Raw genomic sequence first — 22,769 nt, 5'->3', positions numbered from 1 at the left:
TCCTGCGGTAAAGAAAATTCCGACACGCGGCAGAGGTAATTGCACAACGGGTTTTAGCCCCATAGCGTCACAGGTAGAGCATTACTTGACATAACTATAACCTTCAACCAGAAGCTTAGGCTTGCGGGTTGAAGGTTACAGGTCAGGTTCAAGGTTTTCGGCCGGAAATTATCCGGCCACCCAATGATCAGTTGCACAGATTCGAACAAGGGACACAGGACGTGGCAGCACCGCAGAATTACTTGGCCGTCATCAAGGTCGTCGGCATCGGCGGCGGTGGCGTGAACGCCGTAAATCGGATGATCGACGTGGGACTCCGCGGCGTGGAGTTCATCGCCATCAACACCGATGCGCAGGCACTGCTGATGAGCGACGCCGACGTGAAGCTCGACGTCGGACGTGAGCTCACGCGCGGCCTGGGCGCCGGTGCGGATCCCGAGGTGGGCCGCAAGGCTGCCGAGGACCACGCCGAAGAAATCGAAGAGGTCCTGCGCGGAGCGGACATGGTCTTCGTGACCGCAGGCGAGGGCGGTGGAACCGGTACCGGCGGCGCGCCCGTCGTGGCCCGCATCGCCCGTTCCCTCGGTGCCCTGACCATTGGTGTGGTGACGCGCCCCTTCACCTTCGAAGGCCGCCGCCGCTCCAATCAGGCTGAGTCGGGCATCGATACGCTGCGCGAGGAAGTCGACACGCTCATCGTCATCCCCAATGACCGCCTGCTTTCCATCAGCGACCGCAACGTGTCCATGCTGGACGCCTTCCGTTCCGCAGACCAGGTGCTTCTTTCCGGTGTCCAGGGCATCACCGACCTCATCACCACCCCGGGCCTGATCAACCTCGACTTTGCCGACGTGAAGTCCGTCATGCAGGGTGCCGGTTCCGCTCTCATGGGTATCGGTTCCGCACGGGGAGAGGACCGCGCGGTCAAGGCTGCCGAGCTGGCTATCGCTTCTCCTCTGCTTGAAGCCTCGATCGACGGTGCACATGGCGTACTGCTGTCCATTCAGGGCGGTTCCGATCTCGGCCTGTTCGAGATCAACGAGGCCGCCCGCCTGGTTCAGGAAGTGGCGCACCCCGAAGCCAACATCATCTTCGGTGCCGTCATCGACGACGCCCTGGGTGACGAAGCACGGGTCACAGTCATTGCTGCCGGATTCGACCAGGTGGATGTAACGTCCCAGCCGATCTCGCACAAGCCGGCCGAGCCCGTTGCACCGCCGGCCAGCGCTCCCGCAGTCGGCTATGCCGGTGCTGCGCCTGCTTCCGCCGGACTTTCGGCATGGTCGCAGCGCCCCACCCAGCACACCGACGTTCCCGCCGATGCAGGTTTTGACGTAGACCTGCCGGCAGTCGTTGAGTCGGACCTCTCCACAGGCCGGAACGATGACCTGGATGTCCCTGACTTCCTGAAGTAGCACCCGGTCCGGACAACAGTCCGGTCCAACACACAGCAGCGAGGTTGTTCGACAATGTTTTGGTGGCAGGCACAGGCCGGTGACGGTCTGACGGTCGCGTTCACCAATACGGCGGCGGGCAACCTCGCTTTGCATGTGGGGGACGATCCCGCACAGGTTCGACGGCGCCGGGCAGCGCTGGAGCAGCATATGGATGTTCCCGCCGGTTCGCTGGCGTTCATGAACCAGGTTCATTCCAACGTGGTGGCAACAGTTCCCCGCTTGCGGACGCCCCGTACGGATTCCTCCCCGGTGTCATCCGAAGGGGAGTTTTCTGCGGCGGAGGGCCCGGCTGGGGATGCCCCGACGGCGGATGCACTGCTGAGCCCGGACGGCTCCGTGCCGCTGGCTGTCATGGTGGCCGACTGTGTCCCCGTGGTCCTGGCTGGCCGGTCCGGCACCGGTGTGGTGACCGCCGTCGCGCACGCCGGCCGGCGCGGCCTGCTGACCGGCATCCTGGCCAACACCGTACAGGACATGCGTGCAGCCGGCGCGCTCAGCCTGCGGGCCTGGATTGGGCCGGCTGTCTGCGGCTCCTGCTACGAAGTTCCCCCGGCCATGCTGGAGGAGGCAGCCGAAATCCTTCCCGCAGTACGCTCACGTACCCGTTGGGGCACGCCGGCCCTGGATCTGCCGGGCGGCGCCCAGGCGCAGCTGGTGGACCTGGATGTGGATGTCCTGCGCGTCGGCGGATGCACCCTGGAATCGGATGACCTTTACTCGCACCGCCGCAGCAGCGCCGCAGGGCGCTTCGCCGGCCTCGTTTGGAGATGAGCCCATGACGGACAGCACCACCGCTGCGGAGAGATCCGCTGAACTCGCAGACCGGCTGGACCGGGTGCGCACGCGCATCCGGTCAGCTGTGCACGGGCGGGCCGCTCCCACCCTGATTGTGGTCACCAAGTACTTCCCGGCCAGCGACGTGGAGCTGCTGGCCGGCCTGGGTGTCACGGATGTCGGGGAGAACAAGGACCAGGAAGCCGCCGCGAAGGCTGAAGCCACCGCGGGGCTGCCCCTGAACTGGCATTTCATTGGGCAGCTGCAAACCAACAAGGCCAAATCAGTGGCCCGTTACGCCGCGGCCGTGCACTCGGTGGACAGGGACTCGCTCGTCCGGGCACTCGCCAGGGCGATGGCCGGCGAACAGCAGCGGCGCGACGCGGCAGGGCAGCCTGCCCGGGACGCGCTGGAGTGTTTTCTCCAGGTGGACCTGAGGACGCCGGAAGCCGCCGGTGCCGCTGACGGAACGCCGTCCGCGGCCGGACGCGGGGGAGCGCAGCCCGGGGAGATCCCGCTTTTGGCCGAAGCTGTGGCGGGCGCTCCGGGATTGCGGCTGGCTGGCCTGATGGCCGTGGCTCCGCTGGGCGCAGACCCGGGGGAAGCCTTTGCCATGCTCAAGGAGTTGTCCGGCCAGCTGCGCAGGAGCCACCCGGAAGCAGATGCGATCTCTGCCGGCATGAGCGGGGATCTGGAGGCCGCGCTGTCGCACGGGGCGACACACCTGAGGGTCGGCTCCGATATTCTGGGGCAGCGACCCCCGGTGCGGTAGCGTTTATTGGAAGTAAGTCTCTCATTTGGCGAGAGACGGGTGCTACGGCGCTGAAGTTTTATGAAGGAGCAACCATGGCTGGCGCAATGCGCAGGACAATGATCTATCTTGGGCTTGCCGACGGTGAAGAGCCCTACGAGTCTGAGCAGAAGAGCCAGCGGGAAGCTCCGGTGCGCAGCACCGAGGAGTATGTCCCTGAGTACGAGCGGACGGAGCGTGTCGAACGTGCCGAGCGGCCCGAAGAGGCCGAACCCGCCGCCGCACCCGTGGCACGGACTGCGGTCGAAGAATACCGAGCCCCGGTTACCCCCATCAAACGAGTTCAGTCATCCCGAGAGGAAGTGGATGGCTTGCGCCAGATCACCACAGTCCATCCCCGTTCCTACAACGACGCCAAGATCATTGGTGAGAGCTTTCGCGACGGTATCCCCGTCATCATGAACGTCACTGACATGGGCGAAGCGGATGCAAAGCGTCTTGTCGATTTCTCTGCTGGTCTGGTCTTTGGCCTGCGCGGTAGCATTGAGCGCGTGACCAATAAAGTCTTCCTCCTGTCGCCGTCCTACGTGGAGGTGTTGGGAGATGACAAAAAGGTCAGCGAATCCCAGTCGGCATTCTTCAACCAGAGCTGACCGCATCCCCGCAGCAGCGGGGTCACTGCGGATCGCTGAGGCTTCCCCGGAAACGAAACCACACGCGTGAGTATTATTTTTTCCCTGCTGTATGTCCTGCTGGTGCTCTTTCAATTTGCCCTGATACTGAGGATTGTCTACGACGCAGTGCAGATTTTCGCGCGCCAGTGGCGCCCGAAGGGTCCCGCACTGGTTCTCGCCTCGGTCATTTACGGCGTCACCGATCCGCCGATCCGCCTGTTGCGCAGGTTCATCCCTCCGCTGCGGCTCGGCGGAATCTCACTGGACCTGGCCTTCATTGTGCTGTTCATCGTGGTGGCGATCGCCAAAGCGATCGTGGCCAACGGCATCGCCTAGCACCGGGCCCGAATCCGGCGGACATTAGTATTCCCCACCCGGCAGATATACTGTGAAAAGCAATAAGTCTCCTTGGAATTTATGTTCGTTGGATTCTGTACGTAGAACCGTCTGCCTGACTCGCAGGCGAATCTTATAAACCAGTGTGAGGTGACCAGATGGCTCTGACGCCAGAAGATGTTGTTAATAAGCGGTTCCAGCCGACCAAGTTCCGTGAGGGCTACGATCAGGACGAGGTGGACGATTTCCTCGATGAGATCGTCATTGAGCTCCGCCGCTTGAACGCAGAGAATGAAGACCTCCGCACCCAGCTCGCTGAATGCGTTGCCGGTTCCAAGAATGAAACTTCAGCCGGCACCAAGAGCGAAAGCTCCGTTCCTGCACCGGTTTCAGCCGCCGCCAAGACCGGACAGGTCACGGCGCCGGTCAAGGAAGAGAAGAAGCCGGTTTCGGCCAAGGCCGGGTCTGCCAAGGCCGATGCATCCAAGACTGCTGCCGCCCCGGCTTCCACGGCCAAGCCGGAGACTGCGGCTGCCGCGGCTTCCGCACCTGCCGCCGGCAGTTCCGCCGGTGCCGTCAGCGAGACGGAGACCGCCGCCGGGATTCTCGCCATGGCCCAGAAGATGCACGACGACTACGTCGGTGCCGGTGTTGAGCAGCGCGACAAGATCATTGCTGAAGCGCAGATCGAAGCCACCGGCCTCATCACCGATGCCGAGGACAAGAGCGCCAAGATCCTCAGCAGCCTCGAACAGCAGAAGGCTACCCTGGAGCGCAAGGTCGAGCAGCTGCGCGGTTTCGAGCGCGACTACCGTTCACGCTTGAAGGCCTACATTGAAGGCCAGCTGCGTGACCTGGACGCCAGCGGCACCATTGCTTCGGAGACGGCTGACGCCTAACCTGCGGAGCCGTGGCAGCACGGGTGCACTAAACTGAAAATATGCACGGGCCGGCTGGCCGGGACGCCCCGGTCCGCCGGCCCGTTGTCTTGGCGCCCCGGCGTCTTCCGGTGAAGCGACACAACGAATGAAAGCACCATGACTAAATCTTCTGAGGAACCCGTGGCCGCAAGCGCCGCAGGCGGTCCCGGCGCGCATGTCCGCCCGGCCTGGTCCGGTTATGCCCTGCTCATGGCAGGTTGTGCCGTTCTGGGACTGGGTATCGACCAACTCACCAAATGGTGGGTGGAGAGCACCATGCGCCTGGGCGAAGTCACGGACGTCCTGCCGCCCGTGCTGCGGTGGCACTACATCCTCAATCCCGGTGCCGCTTTCTCCATCGGCACCGGCCACACCTGGGTGTTCACCATCATCATGGTTGCCGTCTGTGCCTTCCTGATCTACCTCATGCTCAAGGTCCGGTCCGTATCCTGGGCGGTTGCCCTGGGCCTGGTTCTCGGCGGAGCGATGGGGAACCTCACGGACCGATTGTTCCGTGAACCCTCTTTCGGCCAGGGACACGTGGTGGACTTTATCGCCCTGCCGAACTTCGCCATCTTCAACATTGCCGACTCCTGCGTGGTCTGCGGCGTGATCCTGGTCTGCCTGCTGACCCTTCGAGGAGTGGGCATGGACGGACAGCGGACCCCGTCCGAGACACAGCAGGACCCTGCGGCGGAGGCAGCGGAAGGTTCAGGCCACGCCGCCGGGGGCGGAACAGCACGACATGCACGGGAAACCGGCACCACAGATACAACGAACGGCGAAAGCAACAAATGAACGAGATCCACACCGTCCTTTCGATCCCTGACGAGGCCGACGGCAAACGCGCCGACGCGGTCCTGGCCAAACTCCTGGAAGTCTCGCGTTCCACCGCCGCCGTATGGTTCACCGACGGCTACTTCAGCCGGGCGGGGCGGCCGCTGGACAAGTCGGACCGGCTCTCCGCCGGGGACGAAGTCGCAGTGGACATTCCGGAACAGCGCGACCCGCTCGCCGTCGTCGTCGAGCCGGTGGAGGGCCTGAAGATCCTGGCGGACGACGAACACTTTGTGGTCATCGATAAGCCCGTGGGCGTGGCTGCCCACCCCTCACCGGGCTGGGTGGGCCCCACCGTGGTGGGCGGCCTGGCCGCTGCCGGCTACCGCATTTCCACCTCCGGGTCCCCTGAACGGCAGGGCATAGTCCACCGCCTGGACGTGGGGACATCCGGTGCCATGGTGGTGGCCAAAACCGAACATGCCTACACGCTGCTGAAGCAGGCCTTCAAGGAGCGCACGGTAGAGAAGATGTACCACGCCGTTGTCCAGGGGTTGCCGGATCCGCTGCGCGGCACCATCGACGCGCCGATCGGCCGCCACCCTTCCTATGACTGGCGCTTTGCCGTATTGGAAGGCGGACGGCCCTCCGTCACCCACTACGAGGTGCTGGAAGCCTTCGGAAAGGCCTCCCTGGTGGAAGTTCACCTGGAGACCGGACGCACGCACCAGATCCGTGTGCATTTCTCCGCGCTGCGCCATCCCTGTGCCGGAGATCTCACCTACGGTGCGGAGGCCAAGCTCGCTGCCGAGCTGGGCCTGACCCGCCAGTGGCTGCACGCCCGGAAGCTGGCGTTCACCCACCCGGGCACGGGCGAACGCGTGGAAGTCACCAGCGAATATCCCCAGGACCTCCAGTACGCCCTGGACGCCCTGCAGCGCGGGGACGTCTGAGGCACTGAGCACATGCCGGGCGGCCGGGCGGCGTGCCGTCCGGCCGCCGCTTTAACCGGGCCTAGAATGGTTCGGTGGCTTCAGCAACTTCTTCGAAATCGTTTGTCCATCTTCACAACCACACCGAGTACTCCATGCTGGACGGTGCGGCCCGCCTGACGGATCTCTTCAGCCACGCTGATGAGCTGGGCATGAACGCCGTGGCCACCACCGACCACGGTTTTGTGTTCGGGGCCTTCGACTTTTGGAACAAGGCCCGCAACGCCGGCATTAAACCGATCGTCGGCGTGGAGGCCTACCTGACTCCCGGTACGGCCCGGGCGGACAAGACCCGCGTGAAATGGGGTGACGGCGGACGCAACGACGTCTCCGGTGCCGGCGCGTACACGCACATGACCATGTGGTCCGAGACCACCGAGGGCATGCACAACCTCTTCCGGATGTCCTCCCTGGCGTCCCTTGAAGGATTCCTCTACAAGCCGCGCATGGACCGGGACCTGCTCCAGACGTACGGCAAGGGCCTGATCGCCACCACCGGCTGCCCCTCCGGTGAAGTCCAGACCAAGCTGCGCCTGGGCCTGTACAAGGAAGCGGTCCAGGCAGCCTCGGACTTCCGGGACATTTTCGGGAAAGACAACTTCTTCTGCGAGCTGATGGACCACGGCCTGGACATCGAGCGCAATGTCCAGGCAGACCTGATTAAGCTGGCCCGCGAGCTGCAGCTGCCGCTGGTTGCCACCAATGACCTGCACTACACGCACGCCGAAGATGCCTCCGCCCATGCCGCGCTGCTGTGCGTGCAGTCGGGTTCCTCCCTGGCGGACCCCAAGCGCTTCAAGTTCGACGCCGACGAGTTCTACCTGAAGTCCCCGGCGGAAATGCGGGCCATCTTCCGGGACTACCCCGATGCCTGCGACAACACGCTGCTCATCGCCGAGCGGTGCGACGTGGAATTCAACACCAAAGCCAACTACATGCCGCGGTTCCCCACCCCTGAAGGGGAAAACGAGGAATCCTGGTTCGTCAAGGAAGTCGAAAAGGGCCTGCATTACCGCTACCCGGCCGGCATTCCCGACGCGGTCCGGAAGCGCGCCGACTATGAAGTGGGCATCATCGCCCAGATGGGTTTCCCGGGATACTTCCTGGTGGTGGCCGACTTCATCAACTGGGCCAAGGAAAACGGCATCCGGGTGGGCCCGGGCCGTGGCTCCGGTGCCGGTTCCATGGCCGCTTACGCCATGCGCATCACTGACCTGGACCCGCTGCAGCACGGCCTGATCTTTGAGCGCTTCCTGAACCCGGACCGCGTTTCCATGCCTGACTTCGACGTCGACTTCGATGATAGGCGCCGGTCCGAAGTGATCCACTACGTCACCGAGAAATACGGCGACGAGCGCGTGGCCATGATCGTCACGTACGGCACCATCAAGGCCAAGCAGGCGCTCAAGGACTCCTCGCGGGTCATGGGTTATCCGTTCTCCGTGGGAGAGCGCCTGACGAAGGCCATGCCGCCGGACGTCATGGGCAAGGGCCTGTCCCTGCAGGATGTCCACAACAAGGAAGCCAAGCGCTACGGCGAGGCCGAAGAACTGCGCGAACTGCTGCGCACCGATCCCGACTCGCAGCGCGTCTTCGACACCGCGCTCGGACTGGAAGGCCTCAAGCGCCAGTGGGGCGTGCACGCTGCCGGTGTGATCATGTCCTCCGATCCGCTGATCGACATTGTCCCGATCATGCGCCGCGAGCAGGACGGGCAGGTCATTACGCAGTTCGATTACCCCACCTGCGAAGGCTTGGGGCTGATCAAGATGGACTTCTTGGGCCTGCGAAACCTGACGATCGTCTCCGACGCCGTGGAGAACATCAAGAACAACCGCGGCGAGGACCTGGTCCTGGAAGACCTGCCGCTGGACCTGAAGGAGGCCTATGACCTCCTGGCCAGCGGCGACACCCTCGGCGTGTTCCAGCTCGACGGCGGGCCCATGCGGTCGCTGCTCAAAAGCATGCGCCCCGACAACTTCGAAGACATTTCCGCCGTCATCGCCCTGTACCGGCCGGGCCCCATGGGTGCGAACTCGCACACCAACTACGCCCTGCGCAAAACCGGGCAGCAGGAAATCACTCCGATCCATCCGGAGCTTGAGGAACCGCTGGCGGAGATCCTGGGAACCACCTACGGCCTGATTGTCTACCAGGAGCAGGTGATGGCCATTGCCCAGAAGGTGGCCGGGTTCAGCCTCGGCCAGGCCGACATCCTGCGCCGTGCCATGGGTAAGAAGAAGAAGTCCGAGCTGGACAAACAGTATGCCGGATTCCACCAGGGCATGATCGACCGCGGCTACTCGGAGGCGGCCATCAAGGCGCTCTGGGACATCCTGCTGCCGTTCTCCGACTACGCCTTCAACAAGGCGCACTCGGCCGCCTATGGCGTCGTCTCTTACTGGACTGCCTACCTGAAGGCCCAGTATCCGGCCGAATACATGGCTGCCCTGCTCACCTCCGTGGGTGATGACAAGGACAAGCTGGCCATGTACCTGAACGAATGCCGCAAGATGGGCATCACGGTGCTGCCGCCGGACGTGAATGAATCCTCCGTGAACTTTACCCCGGTCGGCAAGGACATCCGCTTTGGCATGGGGGCCATCCGCAACGTCGGCGCCAACGTGGTGCAGTCCATGGTGTCCGCCCGCGAGGAAAAGGGTGCGTTCACCAACTTCAAGGACTTCCTGATGAAGGTCCCTGCGGTGGTCTGCAACAAGCGCACCATCGAATCCCTGATCAAGGCAGGCGCCTTTGACTCGATGGGCCACGCGCGGCGGCCGCTGGCCATGATCCACGAAGAGGCGATCGATTCCGTCGTCGTCCTCAAGCGCAACGAAGCCGTGGGCCAGTTCGACCTCTTTGCCGCGATCGCGGACCAGGAGCCGGAAGACTCGATCAGCATTGAGATTCCTGACCTGCCGGAGTGGGAGAAAAAGGACAAGCTGTCCTTCGAACGGGACATGCTGGGCCTGTACGTCTCGGACCATCCGCTGCAGGGACTGGAGGGCATCCTCAGCCAGCACGCGGACTCCTCCATCACGAACATTGTGGGAGAGGAAGGCCCGCCCGACGGCGCCATCGTCACCATTGCCGGCATGATCACCTCGCTGCAGCGCAGGATTGCCAAGAACAGCGGCAACGCCTACGCCCGGTGTGAGATCGAGGACCTGGCCGGCTCCATGGAAGTCATGTTCTTCGGCCAGGTGTACGGCCCGATTGCCGCGGTCCTGGCCGAGGACCTCATTGTGGTGGTCCGCGGCCGGCTCCAGCGCCGCGACGACGGCGCCGTCACCCTGAACGCGCAGGAGCTCACCGTTCCGGACCTGAGCGAGGGCCATTCCGGGCCGGTGGTGATTTCCATGGCCACGTACAAAGCCACGGAAACCGTGGTGAGCCAGCTCGGGGACGTGCTCCGCACCCATCCCGGCACCTCCGAGGTGCAGATCCGGCTCAACGGATCCCGCACCGTGGAAGTCATGAAGCTGGGCGTGGACCTGAGAGTGAACCCCACGCCGTCATTGTTCGGCGATCTCAAGGTGCTGCTCGGTCCGGCCTGCCTGGATGTCTAGGCCCGGCACCGCCGGGCGAACCCCGTAACGAAAGACCTCCGGATCGGCGGCTCAGAGGAGCCCGCCGGTCCGGAGGTCTTTTTGGGTGCCGGCACTGCACCCGTGCCGCTGCGGCACCGTAATGCTCCCGCCCCCAGCGGCGGGAGAACAGCTGCTTAGGTAGACTGGAAGGCGTGACCCCTCCTTCCAGCTCAGAGCCCGTCTTCGAATCCTTCCGCACCATCGACCTGCGCGGCCAGCACCTCACCCCGGCCGGACTCAAGCACGCGATGCCGCGTGCGGAGACCACCACGGATGTGGCCTCGGACGCCGTTGCCGCCATTATTGGCGATGTCCGCACCCGCGGGTATGAAGCACTCGCTGAACTGGCGGAGCGTTTTGACCATGTGGAGCAGGATTGCCCGCTGGTTCCCCGTGCGGCGCTGAAGGAAGCCCTGGAGCAGCTGGATCCGAAGATCCGCGCCGCCCTGGAGGAATCCATCCGGCGTGCCCGGCTCTTCGCCGAGGCCCAGCGTCCGCGGGACACCGAACTGCAGATCGGCCCCGGCGCCAGCGTCAGCCAGAAATGGCTTCCCGTAAACCGGGTGGGCCTCTACGTCCCCGGAGGGCTCGCTGTGTACCCGTCCTCGGTGATCATGAACGTGATCCCCGCCCAGGCCGCCGGTGTTGCCTCGCTCGCCCTGGCTTCGCCGCCGCAGCGGTTCTTCGGCGGCCTGCCGCACCCAACCATTCTGGCCGCGGCTGAACTCCTGGGCATTGAAGAGGTCTATGCCATGGGCGGCGCCCAGGCGATAGCTGCCTTTGCCTATGGTGTTCCGGCCTCCGGCGACAATCCGGAACTGGAGCCGGTGGACGTGGTGACCGGGCCGGGCAACGTTTACGTGGCCACCGCCAAGCGCCTGGTCAAGGGAGTGGTGGGGATTGACGCCGAAGCCGGGCCGACGGAGATTGCCATCCTCGCCGACGCGGGTGCGGATGCGAGGCTGGTGGCGGCTGACCTGATTAGCCAGGCCGAACACGATCCCAATGCGGCCTCTGTCCTCGTTACCGATTCTCCGGATCTGGCGGAGCGGGTCCGGGAAGAACTGAGCCGCCAGGTTCCGGCGACCCGGCACAGCGGACGGGTGGCCACCGCGCTTTCCGGTCCCCAGTCCGGAACCATCCTGGTGGATGACGTGGAGCAGGGCGTTGCCGTCTGCAACGCCTACGGAGCCGAACACCTGGAAGTCCAAACTGCCAACGCTGCGGACGTCGCAGCCCGCATCACGAGTGCAGGCGCCATCTTTGTCGGCAATTACAGCCCCGTCAGCCTTGGCGATTACTGCTCCGGTTCCAACCACGTGCTGCCCACCGCCGGAACCGCTGCCTTCTCTTCGGGGCTGAACGTCACCACGTTCATGCACGCTGTCCAGGTCATCAACTATGACCGCGCTGCACTGGAGGAAGTGAGCGGACACGTTGTGGCCCTGTCACAGGCCGAGGACCTCCCGGCCCACGGCGACGCCGTATCGGCCCGTTTTTCCTCCTGACACGGGAACTGCAACCCCCACATGTAGTACCCGCTGGTACAACATGTGGGGGTTGCAGTTGGTGCTGACCGGCTTGCGGCCCTAGAATGAGTGCGCAGCCGGCGCAGTGCCGGATGAACCGGGCTTGTGGGGGATGCAGCAGTCACCGCAGATGCTGTCCCGGGCCCTGAACGCCAGCGAAAGGACACCGGATGTATTGTCCGTTTTGCCGCAACGCTGATTCGCGCGTCGTGGACAGCCGCCTCGCCGATGACGGCTCCGCCATTCGCAGACGCCGCCAATGCCCTGACTGCGGGCGCCGGTTCAGCACAGTGGAGACCACCAGCCTGAGTGTCATTAAGCGCTCCGGCGTGGGGGAACCTTTCAGCCGCGGCAAGGTCATCAACGGCGTACGCAAAGCCTGCCAGGGCCGTCCGGTCAGCGAGGATGACCTGGCCATGCTGGCGCAGGAAGTGGAGGAATCCATTCGTGCCAGCGGGGTGGCGGAGATTGACGCCCATGAGGTGGGTTTGGCCATCCTGAAGCCTCTCAAGAAACTGGACCAGGTGGCTTACCTTCGGTTTGCGAGCGTCTACCAGGCGTTCGATTCCCTGGAGGATTTTGAGGCAGCCATCGCGGTGCTGCGCGAAGACTCCCTTCAACCCCAGTCCCGCACCGAGTCAGCGCAGCGGCCCCTCACTGCACGCTGAAGCGGCATCCGGCCCCGGCAGCATCCGGGCACTGTTTCCCTCACCAACGTCGCTTGCAGGGATTCCGATAACGGGGAAACGCGTCATCTGTACAACCGGTTGCGGGCCGGCACGGGAATCGGCGGTACAGCATCAGCAGCTCCGGCACAGCGAAGCGGCGGCAGGTAATCCTGCCGCCGCTTCGCTCTGTCTTCCCTGCGGGTGGGTCTGCAGGGCCTACTTGATGTAGTCGAAGTGCAGGGCAGCCTGCAGGGCGGCCCCCACAATGCCGGCGTTGTTCTTCAGATTGGCCGTGACCAGGGGAGTGCGCAGGTCAAGCAGCGGCAGGAAGTCCTCACTGCGCTTGGAGATGCCGCCGCCCACAACAAAGAGGTCGGGGGAGAACAGGAACTCCACGTGGGAGAAGTACCGCTGCAGGCGCTGCGCGTATTCTTCCCAACTGATGTCGTCGCGTTCACGAGCGGAGGCCGAGGCCCGCGTTTCCGCATCCACACCGTCAATCTCCAGGTGGCCGAGCTCGGCGTTGGGCACGAGCTGGCCGTTGGAAATGAGTGCCGATCCGATGCCGGTGCCCAAGGTGATGATCAGGACGGTGCCGTCCACGCCGCGGCCGGCGCCGTAGCGTGCTTCGGCCATCCCGGCGGCGTCGGCGTCGTTCATGACCTGCACCTCGCGGTTCAGGGCGTTGGTGAGCAGGGCATCAACATCGGTGTCCACCCAGCTCTTGTCCACGTTGGCGGCGGAACGGGCCACGCCGTGCTGGATGATCGCCGGGAACGTCACGCCGATCGGGACCTCGGTCCCGGGGCCGTCCGGACGGGAGGAGAGCTCGGCAACAATCTGGCCGACGACGCCGGCTACGGCTTCCGGGGTGGCCGGCTGCGGCGTCGGAATGCGGAAGCGGTCACCGATCAGCTTGCCCTTGGTGAGGTCGACAATGCCGCCCTTGATGCCGGTGCCGCCAATGTCAATGCCGATTACAGCGTTTCCGTCGCCGTGTTTGTTCTTGTGCTTCTTCGCCATGGTTCTCCAGTGGTAGGTCTGTCTCGTGTCGTGGACGCTGCTAGGGGAGGGTCAGAACTTCGGCTCCGGTATCCGTCACGAGCAGTGTGTGCTCAAACTGGGCGGTGCGTTTGCGGTCCTTGGTGAGGACTGTCCAATTGTCATCCCACATGTCCCACTCAATGGTGCCGAGAGTGAGCATAGGCTCAATGGTAAACACCATTCCCGGTTCAATGAGCCGGCTGTAGGCCGGCGCGGCGTCGTAGTGGGGAATGATGAGTCCGGTGTGGAAGGCTTCGCCCACTCCGTGGCCGGTAAAGTCACGGACCACGCCGTATCCGAACCGCTTGGCGTACGACTCGATGGTCCGGCCGATGACGTTGATTTCGCGTCCCGGCATGACTGCTTTGATGGCCCGGCGCAGGGACTCCTGGGTGCGTTCCACCAGCAGGCGGGATTCTTCGTCCACGTCGCCCACGAGGAACGTCCAGTTGGTGTCACCGTGCACGCCGTTGATGTAGGCGGTGATGTCGATGTTGATGATGTCGCCGTCCTCGAGCACCGTGGTGTCCGGGATGCCGTGGCAGATGACCTCGTTGACGGAGGAGCACAGCGATTTGGGGAAGCCGCGGTAGCCCAGGGTGGAGGGGTATGCATGGTGGTCCAGGAGGAACTCGTGCCCTACCCGGTCCAGCTCATCGGTGGTGATGCCCGGAGCAATGTGCTTGCCGACTTCCACAATCGCCTGGGCGGCAATCTTGGACGCTGCACGGATCTTCTCGATGGTTTCAGGGGACTTGACCTCGGAACCGGTGAAGGGGGCCGGAGCTTCCTTATTAACGTACTCCGGACGCGGAATCGACGCCGGGACTTTGAGCCGCGGGCTCACGTTTCCCGGGCTCACATGGCCGAGGGGTGCAGTGTCAACAGTGTGGGGCATACCATCGATCTTATCGCCGCAGGGCCCCTGCCGCGGTACGCGGGAGTCCCGGCGGGGAATGCGCGGGCGTTTTGCCGCAGCAGTTCCGCTCCGGTGATGTCCGCAGCGGGTAACAAGAGCACCACGATCAAGGAGACCGAACTATGGCCGAGTACTGGTTCAACGTTGTCACGCACGAGGTCGAAGAGGGACCGCAGTCCGACTGGACCAAACTGCTGGGCCCGTACAAGACGCAGGAGGAGGCCCAGTCGGCGCTGTTGAAGGTCCAGCAGCGCAATGAGGCCTGGGACAAAGAGGATGACTAAAGCCGCCGCCCGCAGGGACCCGGCTGGCCGCCGCAGGAGCTAGGGGCTAAAAGCTGTGCTCCGGGCCGGGAAAGGCACCGCTGCGGACTTCATCCGCGTAGGTTCGGGCCGCGTCGGCCAGCACCGACCGGACATCGGCGAACGCCTTGACGAATCGAGGCTGCTTGCCGCCGCGCAGGCCTGCCATGTCCTGCCACACGAGTACCTGGCCCGTGGTCGCGTTGCCGGCGCCGATGCCGATGGTGGGAACGCCGACGGCGGCATCCACCTCGGCAGCCACCTCGGCCGGAACCATTTCCATCAGGACGCAGAACGCACCCGCATCAGCCAGGGCTGCGGCGTCGTCGAGCACTGAACGGCGGGCATCGCCGCGGCCCTGCACCCGGTAGCCCCCCAGTGCATGCTCGCTCTGCGGGGTGAAGCCCACGTGCGCCATCACCGGAATGCCGGCCGCCGCGAGCGCCCGGACATGCGGGGCATAATGCGCACCGCCTTCCATCTTCACGGCATGCACCAGGCCTTCCTTGAGCAGCCGGATCGAGGATTCCACTGCCTGGGCAGGGGAGACTTCGTAGGAGCCGAAGGGCAGGTCGCAGACCACCAGGGCGCGCTGTGCGCCGGCGGTGACGGAGCGGGCAAAGAGGATCATTTCATCGAGCGTGATCGGCAGTGTGGTGGCGTGTCCCATGACATTGTTGGCCGCTGAATCGCCCACCAGCAGCACTTCAATTCCTGCCTCGTCGAAAATGGCCGCAGTGTACTGGTCATAGGCGGTGAGCATTGCGAAATGCTCACCGGCGTCCTTGATCTGCTGCAGGTGCGGGATGCGGATCCGGCGCGGGCCCCCGGGATTGCCGGGACGCCCGGGGGCGGCGGAGGCGGAGGCATAGGGTGCGGGATGTTCGGCATCGGTCATTCCCCGAGCGTACTAAAAACGAGGACGGTTGCGGCCCCTGTCCCGGAAGCTCCTTCAGGCGGTCGTAACGCAGGGCCGTAACTCACGGGCAGCTGCCGGCTCGGCGCGGCAAACGGCGCAGGGATGGGTAGAGTAAACGCAGGCTTGTAACACTGGGAGGGCCCGGAGGATCCGGGCCCTCCCACCGTCCGGAAAGAGGTAGGGATGAACCGCCAGCAGGAATTCGTTTTGCGCACCATTGAAGAGCGAGACGTCCGGTTTGTGCGGTTGTGGTTTACCGATGTTGTGGGCACGCTGAAATCCGTGGCGCTGGCTCCGGCCGAGGTGGAAGGCGCATTTGAAGAGGGCCTGGGCTTTGACGGATCCTCCATTGAGGGACTGGCCCGCGTCTTTGAATCCGACATGCTGGCACAGCCGGACCCGTCCACCTTCCAGATCCTGCCCTGGCGCGGAGAGTCTGAGCAGACATCGCGCATGTTCTGTGACGTGCTCACTCCGGACGGACAGCCGTCTGCGGCGGATCCGCGGAACGTGCTCAAGCGCCAGCTGGCCAAGGCCGCGGACATGGGCTTCACCTGCTACACGCATCCGGAAATTGAGTTCTACCTGCTGAAGTCCGATGAGCTCGGACCCGACGGCGAACCGGTCCCCGTGGACCGTGCCGGGTACTTTGACCATGTTCCCGGCGGTGTGGCCCAGGACTTCCGCCGCACCGCGGTATCCATGCTGGAAGCCGTGGGGATTTCCGTGGAGTTCAGCCACCACGAGGCCGGTCCCGGCCAGAACGAGATTGACCTGCGCTATGCGGATGCGCTGCAGACAGCGGACAACATCATGACCTTCCGCACGGTGGTCAAGGAAGTGGCCCTGACCACCAACTGCTACGCCACGTTCATGCCCAAGCCGTTCTCCGACCACCCGGGCTCGGGCATGCACACGCATCTTTCCCTGTTCGAAGGGGACACCAACGCGTTCTTCGAAGCCGGTGCCCAGTACCAGCTGTCCCGCACCGCCCGGCAATTCATCGCCGGTATCCTGCGCCACGCTCCGGAATTCACCGCTGTCACCAACCAGTTCGTGAACTCCTACAAGCGGCTCTGGGGCGGCGGGGAGGCTCCGAGCTATGTGTCCTGGGGCCACAACAACCGCTCCGCCCTGGTCCGGGTCCCCCTGTACAAGCCGGGCAAGGGCCAGTCCGCCCGCATTGAATACCGCGGCATCGACTCCGCCGCCAACCCGTACCTGTCCTATGCCGTACTGCTCGGTGCGGGCCTGAAGGGCATCGAAGAAGGCTACGATCTTCCCGCCGGCGCGGAGGACGACATCGAGAGCCTCTCCGCCGCCGAACGCCGTGCCATGGGCCTGGATCCGCTGCCTGCCTCGCTGCATGACGCCGTGCGCGCCATGGAGGAATCCGAACTGGTGGCGGACATCCTGGGCGAGCAGGTCTTCGAGAACTTCCTGCGCAACAAGCGTGCCGAGTGGAACGAGTACCGCCAGCACGTCACGCAGTTTGAACTGAAGAAGAACCTGGGCATTCTTTAGTCCGGCCCCCAATGATCTGCGGTACTTAACGGCATGGAGGAATGAGCGATATGGAGGACCTCCGATGAGTCTCACCCGCCGGCTGATTGCCGCAGGCTTCACTGACCTGGAGAAGAGCAGCCGCTTCCTGCAGGCTCCGGAACTGGAGGGCCTGGACGAATCCGCGCTGTTCACCGGCTTCCTGCAGGCCGCGGATCCCGACCTGGCCCTGCAGTCACTGGTCCGGCTGCTGGACCGGGTTCCCCCGCTGCGGGAACTGGTGGAGGGCGGCGAGGAGGAAAGCGAAGCACTGTTCCGGCTGCTTGGAGCCTCCGAGGCGCTCGCCGAGTTCCTCATGCGCCACCCGGAGGCAGCGGAAAGCCTGAGGTCTCCGCTTCGCGCGGAGCCCGCGGAGGTAGCCGGTGACATCCTGCGCGCGTCGCTGCTGGAATCCGTGAAGGCCGGCACCGGAGACGCCCCCGTGGCGGGCATGACCGGCACCGAAGCCTACGTGGCGCTTCGCTCCCGCTACCGCAGGCATCTGCTGGATCTGGCGGTGCGGGATCTGGGCGCAGCCTCACCCACCGATGTGCTGCCCGCCGTCGGCCGTGAGCTCGCCGATCTTGCCGGTGCGGCGCTGGAAGCTGCACTGGCGGTGTCGCGTGCAGAATTGGCCGCCAGCTATCCGGCGGAGGACATCTCCCGTGTCCGGCTGGCCGTGATTGCCATGGGCAAATGCGGTGCCCGGGAACTCAACTACATCTCCGACGTGGACGTCATCTACGTGATGGAGGCACCGGACCTGGATGGAACCGCCGCGGCCCGGATCGGCACCGCACTGGCGGCCGGGATCTCCCGGGCCATCAACGCCTCCGCGCCGGAGCCCGGGTTGTGGGAAGTGGACACCAACCTCCGCCCCGAGGGCAAGGACGGGCCCCTGGTCCGCACCCTGGACTCACATCTGAGCTATTACGCCCGCTGGGCGCACACCTGGGAGTTTCAGGCACTGCTCAAGGCCCGCGCCGCAGCGGGAGACCCGGACCTGGGACGGCGCTACGAGGAAGCAGTTGCCCCGCTCATCTGGTCCAGCACCGAGCGTGACGGCTTCGTGGAAGCGGTGCAGGCGATGCGCCGCCGCGTCACGGACAACATTCCGGCCCACGAGGAGGCCCGGCAGCTCAAGCTCGGCAGCGGCGGGCTGCGCGACGTCGAATTCACCGTCCAGCTGCTGCAGCTGGTTCACGGACGCACCGATGAGTCCCTGCGCGTGCGCAGCACGACGGCGGCCATCGCCGCCCTGAGTGAAGGCGGCTACATTGGCCGCACCGACGCCGTGGACCTGGACGCCGCCTACCGTTACCTGCGCGTCCTGGAGCACCGCATCCAGCTGGTGCACATGCGGCGCACGCACCTCATGCCGGAGACCGAACCGGCCCTGCGCGCCCTGGCCAAGGCCGCCGCCGGCTCCCTCGCTGTCGGCCGTCCCACCGCGGAGCGGCTGACCGACACCTGGCAGCGGACCAAACGGCTGGTTCGCCGGCTGCACGAGAGCATTTTTTACCGCCCGCTGCTCAATACCGCTTCCAACCTCAGCGTGGACGAGGTGAAGCTCTCCCCGGCAGCGGCCCAGGCACGGCTGGCGGCCCTGGGATATGCGGACCCCAAGGGCGCCATGCGGCACATTGAAGCGCTGACCGCTGGAATCAGCCGCCGGGCCGCCCTGCAGCGCCAGCTCCTGCCCGTACTGCTTGGATGGCTGGCCGACGGCGTGGACCCCGACGCAGGCCTGCTGGGCTTCCGGCGGCTAAGCGAGTCGCTCGGGGAGACACACTGGTACCTGGGCATGCTGCGGGACTCCTCGGCAGCGGGGGAGCGGCTGTGCTCCATCCTCTCGTCCAGCCGGTTCATCACGGACCTGCTGGAAGTCTCACCGGAAGCCACCGCCTGGCTGGACACGGACAAAGACCTGGTGCCCATGAGCTTTGATGCACAGTGGCAGGAAATCCGGTCCAAGATGTCCCGCCACCCCAAGCCGCAGGAAGCCATGCGCCTGATCCGCCTGATCCGCCGGCGGGAAATGCTGCGGATCGCCCTCGCGGACAGTGCCGGGCTGCTCTCGCAGGAGGACGTGGGGCTGGCGCTCGCCGACGCGGACCGGGCTGCCGTCCTGGGAGCCCTGCACGTCGCGGAGGGTGAAGTGTTCAGTGCGGAGGACAGGCTAACCGAGATGCTGGTGGTAGCCATGGGCCGCCAGGGCGGACGCGAAATCGGCTATGGCTCCGATGCCGACGTCCTCTACGTCCACCGTGCCCTTCCCGGTGCCGAAGCGGGGGCAGCCCAGTCGCAGGCCGAACGCATTGTCGGGCAGCTCTCGGCGCTGCTGCAGCAGCCGTGCACCCCCGCCGTCCTGGCGGAAAAGGTGCTTGTCCTGGATGCCGGGCTGCGCCCCGAAGGCCGCAACGGGCCGCTGGTGCGCAGCCTCGGTTCCTACCGGGAGTATTACAGCCGGTGGTCGCTGATCTGGGAAGCGCAGGCGCTGCTCCGTGCCCGCCCGATGGCCGGCAGCGATGACCTGGCGGCTGACTTCATTGACCTGATCAACCCCATCCGTTATTCCGCCGGGGTCACCGAGCACGACGTGGTGGAAATCCGGCGGATCAAGGCACGCGTGGAAAACGAACGTCTTCCCCGCGGAGCGGACCCCTCACGCCAGCTTAAACTGGGCCGCGGCGCGCTCAGCGACGTGGAATGGCTGGTGCAGCTGCTCCAGCTTGAACATGCCGGCGAGCATCCGGGCCTGCGGACCACGTCAACGCTGCCGGCGCTCGACGCCCTTGCCGCGGCGGACCTGATTCCGGAGGCGGACGCCGCCATTTTGCGTGAGGCCTGGCTCCTGGCCAGCAGGATCCGCAGCGCCAACGTCATCCGGGGCGGACGCAACGCAGACGTGTTGCCTTCCTCACGCCGGGAACTGGAGGCGGTGGCCCGGTGGTGCGGTTACGGGTCCGGCCAGGGCGGCGTGCTTGAGGAGGATTACCTGCGGATTACCCGCCGTTCGCGGGCTGTTTTCGAGCGCTGGTTCTATGGATACGGCTCTCACTGACCCCTCCCGCAGAGCCTGGATGCCGCACGCCCGAGCCTGCTCCGGCGGCCTCCCGGTTAGTTCCTGAGCCTCACGCTGGGTAGTCTCTATGAGGCATTATCGGCATTTTTGTGCCGTTCCGGAACATCTAGGAGACGTTTTTACCTTGCATACAGGCAATCGGGTCCGTCGAGGCCCGGCCAAACTCGCTGCCCCGTTCATAGCGGCGACCGCGGCCATCGCACTGCTCCTTGGCGTCCCCGCAACGGGGGCCAGCGCTGCGGAAACTCCCAATGCGGCCGAGGGCCAGAGTTTCTCCGTCGGCACGGACACCACCTTTGCCCCCTTCGAGTTCCGCAAGGACGGCGAACTTGTGGGTATTGACATGGACCTCCTGAACTCCATTGCCGAGGAAGAGGACTTCACTGTTGACATCCGGTCCCTGGGCTTTGACGCGGCGCTCCAGGCGCTGCAGTCCAACCAGGTTGACGGTGTCATTGCCGGCATGTCCATCACCGAGGAACGGCAGAAGACCTTTGACTTCTCGGATCCGTACTTCGAGTCCGGGATCCAGATGGCCGTCGCCGAGAACAATGACGAGGTCAGCAGCTACGAGGACCTGGCCGGAAAGCGCGTAGCGGTCAAGACCGGCACTGAGGGCCAAACCTTCGCCGAGTCCATCAAGGACCAGTACGGATTCACCGTGGTGGCCTTTGCCCAGTCCGCCCAGATGTACGACGACGTAAAGTCCGGCGGTTCCGTGGCAGTCTTCGACGACTACCCCGTGCTCGCGTACGGGGTGAAGTCCGGCAACGGGCTCAAGACGGTCACGGAAAAAGAAGTCGGTTCCTCGTACGGCTTTGCAGTGAACAAGGGCACCAATCCCGAGCTGCTGGCAGCCTTCAATTCCGGCCTGGCCGATCTGAAGGCCAGCGGCGAGTACGACGAGATCCTGGACCGCTACCTGGAAGCCGGAGCCGAAGATTCCAGCTTCTGGTCCCTCGTCACCGACAACGCCCCGGCCTTTGCCAAGGGCATGGGCCTGACCCTGCTGGCCACCGCCCTGTCCCTGGTCTTCGCGCTGGTGCTGGGCGTGCTGTTCGGCTTCTTCAAGGTCAGCTCCAACGTGGTGCTGCGCGGCATCGCCACCACCTACGTGGCGATCTTCCGCGGCACCCCGGTGCTGGTCCAGGCATTCTTCTTCTACTTCGGCCTGCCGCAGCTGATCGGGCAGCCGGTGGACGTCCTGACCGCCGGTGTGCTGACGCTGTCACTGAACGCCGGTGCCTACATGACCGAAATCGTGCGGGGCGGCATCCAGTCCGTGGACCCGGGCCAGATGGAGGCTGCACGCAGCCTGGGCCTTGGCTACGGCAAGACCATGCAGAAGGTCATCATTCCGCAGGCCGTGAAGATCATGACGCCCTCCTTCATCAACCAATTCGTGATCACCCTGAAGGACACCTCCCTGCTGGCCGTGATCGGCTTTGCCGAACTCACGTACCAGGCCCAGCAGATCTACGCCGTGAACTTCCGCACCGCCGAGGTGCTGCTGATCGTGGGCGCCCTGTACTTCATCGTCATCACGCTGCTGACCAAGCTGGCAGATGTCCTGGATAAGAGGTTTAACAAGTGAGCAAAATCCAAACCCGCGGACTGCGCAAGTCCTACGGCACCAATGAGGTCCTCAAAGGCCTGGATGTTTCCATTGCCGAAGGCGAGGTTGTCTGCGTCATTGGACCCTCCGGTTCGGGCAAGTCAACCTTCCTGCGCTGCCTGAACAAACTCGAAGACATCACCGCCGGCGAGGTGGAGGTCAACGGCTTCAGCCTCACCGACCCCAAGGTGGACCTGAACAAGGTGCGCCAGAACATCGGCATGGTGTTCCAGCACTTCAATCTGTTCCCGCACATGAGCGTGCTGCAGAACGTGATGCTGGCACCGCTGGAACTGAAGAAGGGCTCCAAGGCGGAGGTGCGGGCCAACGCAGAGCGCCTCCTGGAGCAGGTGGGCCTGGCGGACAAGGCCGATGCGCGCCCCGCCCAGCTTTCCGGCGGCCAGAAGCAGCGCGTAGCCATTGCGCGCGCACTGGCCATGGCACCGGACATCATGCTCTTTGACGAGGCCACCTCAGCCCTTGACCCGGAAATGGTCGGTGAGGTCCTGCAGGTCATCCGCGACCTGGCCAAAGCCGGCATGACCATGGTGGTGGTGACCCACGAAATGGGCTTTGCCCGTGAGGTGGCGGACCGTGTGATCTTCATGGCCGACGGCCACATTGTTGAAGAAGGCGAACCCGAGGCATTCTTCTCCCAGCCCAAGCATCCCCGGCTGCAGGACTTCCTGGCCAAGGTGCTCTAGCGTTCCACGGCATTGCGGCGCCGCAATGCCGGCACCGCAACGACGACGACGGCGGCCCTCCCCCCCACGGGTTCGGCCCGCGGGGGGGGTTGTGATTTTATTGCGGGGCGGGGGCGCGGGGGGGGTTCGACAACACGGGGGAGGGGCGGGCCGGGGGCCCCAACAATT

The 22,769-nt window shown here is 64.7% G+C and carries 19 protein-coding genes; 16 read left to right on the top strand and 3 right to left on the bottom strand.

What is annotated here, in order from left to right; translation table 11 throughout:
- The first annotated feature begins 221 nt into the window (after nt 1-221).
- The 11 genes from ftsZ (at nt 222) to nrdR (ending at nt 12,471) form a co-directional block, all read left to right on the top strand.
- Nucleotides 222-1,415: a cell division protein FtsZ gene (gene ftsZ / locus ACIQXM_RS14960; protein WP_400932865.1), complete on the top strand. Its 1,194-nt coding sequence runs from the start codon at nt 222-224 to the stop codon at nt 1,413-1,415.
- 54 nt (nt 1,416-1,469) lie between these two features.
- Nucleotides 1,470-2,228, top strand: coding sequence for a polyphenol oxidase family protein (locus tag ACIQXM_RS14955; RefSeq protein ID WP_400932863.1), 759 nt, complete (start codon nt 1,470-1,472; stop codon nt 2,226-2,228).
- 4 nt (nt 2,229-2,232) lie between these two features.
- Nucleotides 2,233-3,003 carry a YggS family pyridoxal phosphate-dependent enzyme gene (locus ACIQXM_RS14950; RefSeq protein ID WP_400932992.1) on the top strand — a complete coding sequence of 257 codons (771 nt, stop codon included), beginning with the start codon at nt 2,233-2,235 and terminating at the stop codon, nt 3,001-3,003.
- Nucleotides 3,004-3,077: 74 nt separating this feature from the next.
- Nucleotides 3,078-3,635, top strand: a complete 558-nt coding sequence (locus tag ACIQXM_RS14945) for a cell division protein SepF (RefSeq protein ID WP_400932861.1) — start codon at nt 3,078-3,080, stop codon at nt 3,633-3,635.
- A 66-nt stretch (nt 3,636-3,701) separates the two neighbouring features.
- A complete protein-coding gene (locus tag ACIQXM_RS14940; protein ID WP_400932859.1) occupies nt 3,702-3,992 on the top strand; it encodes a YggT family protein in 291 nt (96 codons plus the stop codon).
- A gap of 158 nt (nt 3,993-4,150) precedes the next feature.
- The gene (locus tag ACIQXM_RS14935; RefSeq protein WP_400932858.1) at nt 4,151-4,891 is read left to right on the top strand and encodes a DivIVA domain-containing protein; all 741 of its coding nucleotides are present in this window, start codon (nt 4,151-4,153) and stop codon (nt 4,889-4,891) included.
- A 138-nt stretch (nt 4,892-5,029) separates the two neighbouring features.
- Entirely contained in the window at nt 5,030-5,710 is a 681-nt protein-coding gene (lspA, locus tag ACIQXM_RS14930) for a signal peptidase II (RefSeq protein WP_400932856.1), read from the top strand.
- Entirely contained in the window at nt 5,707-6,642 is a 936-nt protein-coding gene (locus tag ACIQXM_RS14925) for an RluA family pseudouridine synthase (protein WP_400932854.1), read from the top strand. Before lspA ends, ACIQXM_RS14925 begins: the two co-directional genes overlap by 4 nt.
- 74 nt (nt 6,643-6,716) lie before the next feature.
- Nucleotides 6,717-10,253: a DNA polymerase III subunit alpha gene (gene dnaE / locus ACIQXM_RS14920; protein WP_400932852.1), complete on the top strand. Its 3,537-nt coding sequence runs from the start codon at nt 6,717-6,719 to the stop codon at nt 10,251-10,253.
- A 173-nt stretch (nt 10,254-10,426) separates the two neighbouring features.
- On the top strand, nt 10,427-11,782 hold the full coding sequence (gene hisD / locus ACIQXM_RS14915; protein WP_400932850.1) for a histidinol dehydrogenase: 1,356 nt from the start codon (nt 10,427-10,429) through the stop codon (nt 11,780-11,782).
- Nucleotides 11,783-11,973: 191 nt separating this feature from the next.
- Nucleotides 11,974-12,471: a transcriptional regulator NrdR gene (gene nrdR, locus ACIQXM_RS14910; protein ID WP_400932848.1), complete on the top strand. Its 498-nt coding sequence runs from the start codon at nt 11,974-11,976 to the stop codon at nt 12,469-12,471.
- Nucleotides 12,472-12,687: 216 nt separating this feature from the next.
- Here the strand turns inward: nrdR and ppgK are convergent, their stop codons facing one another.
- Both ppgK and map read right to left on the bottom strand, forming a co-directional pair.
- On the bottom strand, nt 12,688-13,494 hold the full coding sequence (gene ppgK, locus ACIQXM_RS14905) for a polyphosphate--glucose phosphotransferase (RefSeq protein ID WP_400932846.1): 807 nt from the start codon (nt 13,492-13,494) through the stop codon (nt 12,688-12,690).
- A 40-nt stretch (nt 13,495-13,534) separates the two neighbouring features.
- Complete coding sequence (map, locus tag ACIQXM_RS14900) at nt 13,535-14,413, bottom strand: type I methionyl aminopeptidase (RefSeq protein WP_400932844.1); 879 nt, start codon at nt 14,411-14,413, stop codon at nt 13,535-13,537.
- Nucleotides 14,414-14,556: 143 nt separating this feature from the next.
- On the opposite strand from map, the gene ACIQXM_RS14895 reads away from it, so the two are divergent.
- Complete coding sequence (locus ACIQXM_RS14895) at nt 14,557-14,718, top strand: SPOR domain-containing protein (RefSeq protein WP_400932842.1); 162 nt, start codon at nt 14,557-14,559, stop codon at nt 14,716-14,718.
- A gap of 46 nt (nt 14,719-14,764) precedes the next feature.
- On the opposite strand, the gene panB is transcribed toward ACIQXM_RS14895, so the two are convergent.
- The gene (gene panB, locus ACIQXM_RS14890) at nt 14,765-15,634 is read right to left on the bottom strand and encodes a 3-methyl-2-oxobutanoate hydroxymethyltransferase (protein WP_400932840.1); all 870 of its coding nucleotides are present in this window, start codon (nt 15,632-15,634) and stop codon (nt 14,765-14,767) included.
- Nucleotides 15,635-15,838: 204 nt separating this feature from the next.
- Between panB and glnA the strand changes: the two genes are divergently transcribed.
- From glnA to ACIQXM_RS14870, 4 genes are all read left to right on the top strand, one after another.
- The gene (gene glnA, locus ACIQXM_RS14885; protein ID WP_400932838.1) at nt 15,839-17,179 is read left to right on the top strand and encodes a type I glutamate--ammonia ligase; all 1,341 of its coding nucleotides are present in this window, start codon (nt 15,839-15,841) and stop codon (nt 17,177-17,179) included.
- Between the two features lie 64 nt (nt 17,180-17,243).
- Nucleotides 17,244-20,261: a bifunctional [glutamine synthetase] adenylyltransferase/[glutamine synthetase]-adenylyl-L-tyrosine phosphorylase gene (locus ACIQXM_RS14880; protein WP_400932836.1), complete on the top strand. Its 3,018-nt coding sequence runs from the start codon at nt 17,244-17,246 to the stop codon at nt 20,259-20,261.
- A 145-nt stretch (nt 20,262-20,406) separates the two neighbouring features.
- The gene (locus ACIQXM_RS14875; protein ID WP_400932834.1) at nt 20,407-21,876 is read left to right on the top strand and encodes an amino acid ABC transporter substrate-binding protein/permease; all 1,470 of its coding nucleotides are present in this window, start codon (nt 20,407-20,409) and stop codon (nt 21,874-21,876) included.
- Nucleotides 21,873-22,601, top strand: a complete 729-nt coding sequence (locus ACIQXM_RS14870; RefSeq protein ID WP_400932833.1) for an amino acid ABC transporter ATP-binding protein — start codon at nt 21,873-21,875, stop codon at nt 22,599-22,601. Before ACIQXM_RS14875 ends, ACIQXM_RS14870 begins: the two co-directional genes overlap by 4 nt.
- Nucleotides 22,602-22,769: the final 168 nt, after the last annotated feature.

The organism is Arthrobacter sp. NPDC097144, assembly GCF_044762205.1.
Taxonomy (GTDB): Bacteria; Actinomycetota; Actinomycetes; order Actinomycetales; family Micrococcaceae; genus Arthrobacter_B.
Note: the sequence above shows the minus strand (reverse complement) of the source record. Positions and strands in the feature narration are given on the sequence as shown.

What these genes read in the sequence shown, in the direction of transcription:
- ACIQXM_RS14955 (WP_400932863.1), top strand. Translation starts at nt 1,470, where the DNA reads ATGTTTTGGTGGCAGGCACAGGCCGGTGACGGTCTGACGGTCGCGTTC.
- ACIQXM_RS14950 (WP_400932992.1), top strand. Translation starts at nt 2,233, where the DNA reads ATGACGGACAGCACCACCGCTGCGGAGAGATCCGCTGAACTCGCAGAC.
- ACIQXM_RS14945 (WP_400932861.1), top strand. Translation starts at nt 3,078, where the DNA reads ATGGCTGGCGCAATGCGCAGGACAATGATCTATCTTGGGCTTGCCGAC.
- ACIQXM_RS14935 (WP_400932858.1), top strand. Translation starts at nt 4,151, where the DNA reads ATGGCTCTGACGCCAGAAGATGTTGTTAATAAGCGGTTCCAGCCGACC.
- lspA (WP_400932856.1), top strand. Translation starts at nt 5,030, where the DNA reads ATGACTAAATCTTCTGAGGAACCCGTGGCCGCAAGCGCCGCAGGCGGT.
- ACIQXM_RS14925 (WP_400932854.1), top strand. Translation starts at nt 5,707, where the DNA reads ATGAACGAGATCCACACCGTCCTTTCGATCCCTGACGAGGCCGACGGC.
- nrdR (WP_400932848.1), top strand. Translation starts at nt 11,974, where the DNA reads ATGTATTGTCCGTTTTGCCGCAACGCTGATTCGCGCGTCGTGGACAGC.
- ppgK (WP_400932846.1), bottom strand. Translation starts at nt 13,494, where the DNA reads ATGGCGAAGAAGCACAAGAACAAACACGGCGACGGAAACGCTGTAATC.
- map (WP_400932844.1), bottom strand. Translation starts at nt 14,413, where the DNA reads ATGCCCCACACTGTTGACACTGCACCCCTCGGCCATGTGAGCCCGGGA.
- ACIQXM_RS14895 (WP_400932842.1), top strand. Translation starts at nt 14,557, where the DNA reads ATGGCCGAGTACTGGTTCAACGTTGTCACGCACGAGGTCGAAGAGGGA.
- panB (WP_400932840.1), bottom strand. Translation starts at nt 15,634, where the DNA reads ATGACCGATGCCGAACATCCCGCACCCTATGCCTCCGCCTCCGCCGCC.
- glnA (WP_400932838.1), top strand. Translation starts at nt 15,839, where the DNA reads ATGAACCGCCAGCAGGAATTCGTTTTGCGCACCATTGAAGAGCGAGAC.
- ACIQXM_RS14880 (WP_400932836.1), top strand. Translation starts at nt 17,244, where the DNA reads ATGAGTCTCACCCGCCGGCTGATTGCCGCAGGCTTCACTGACCTGGAG.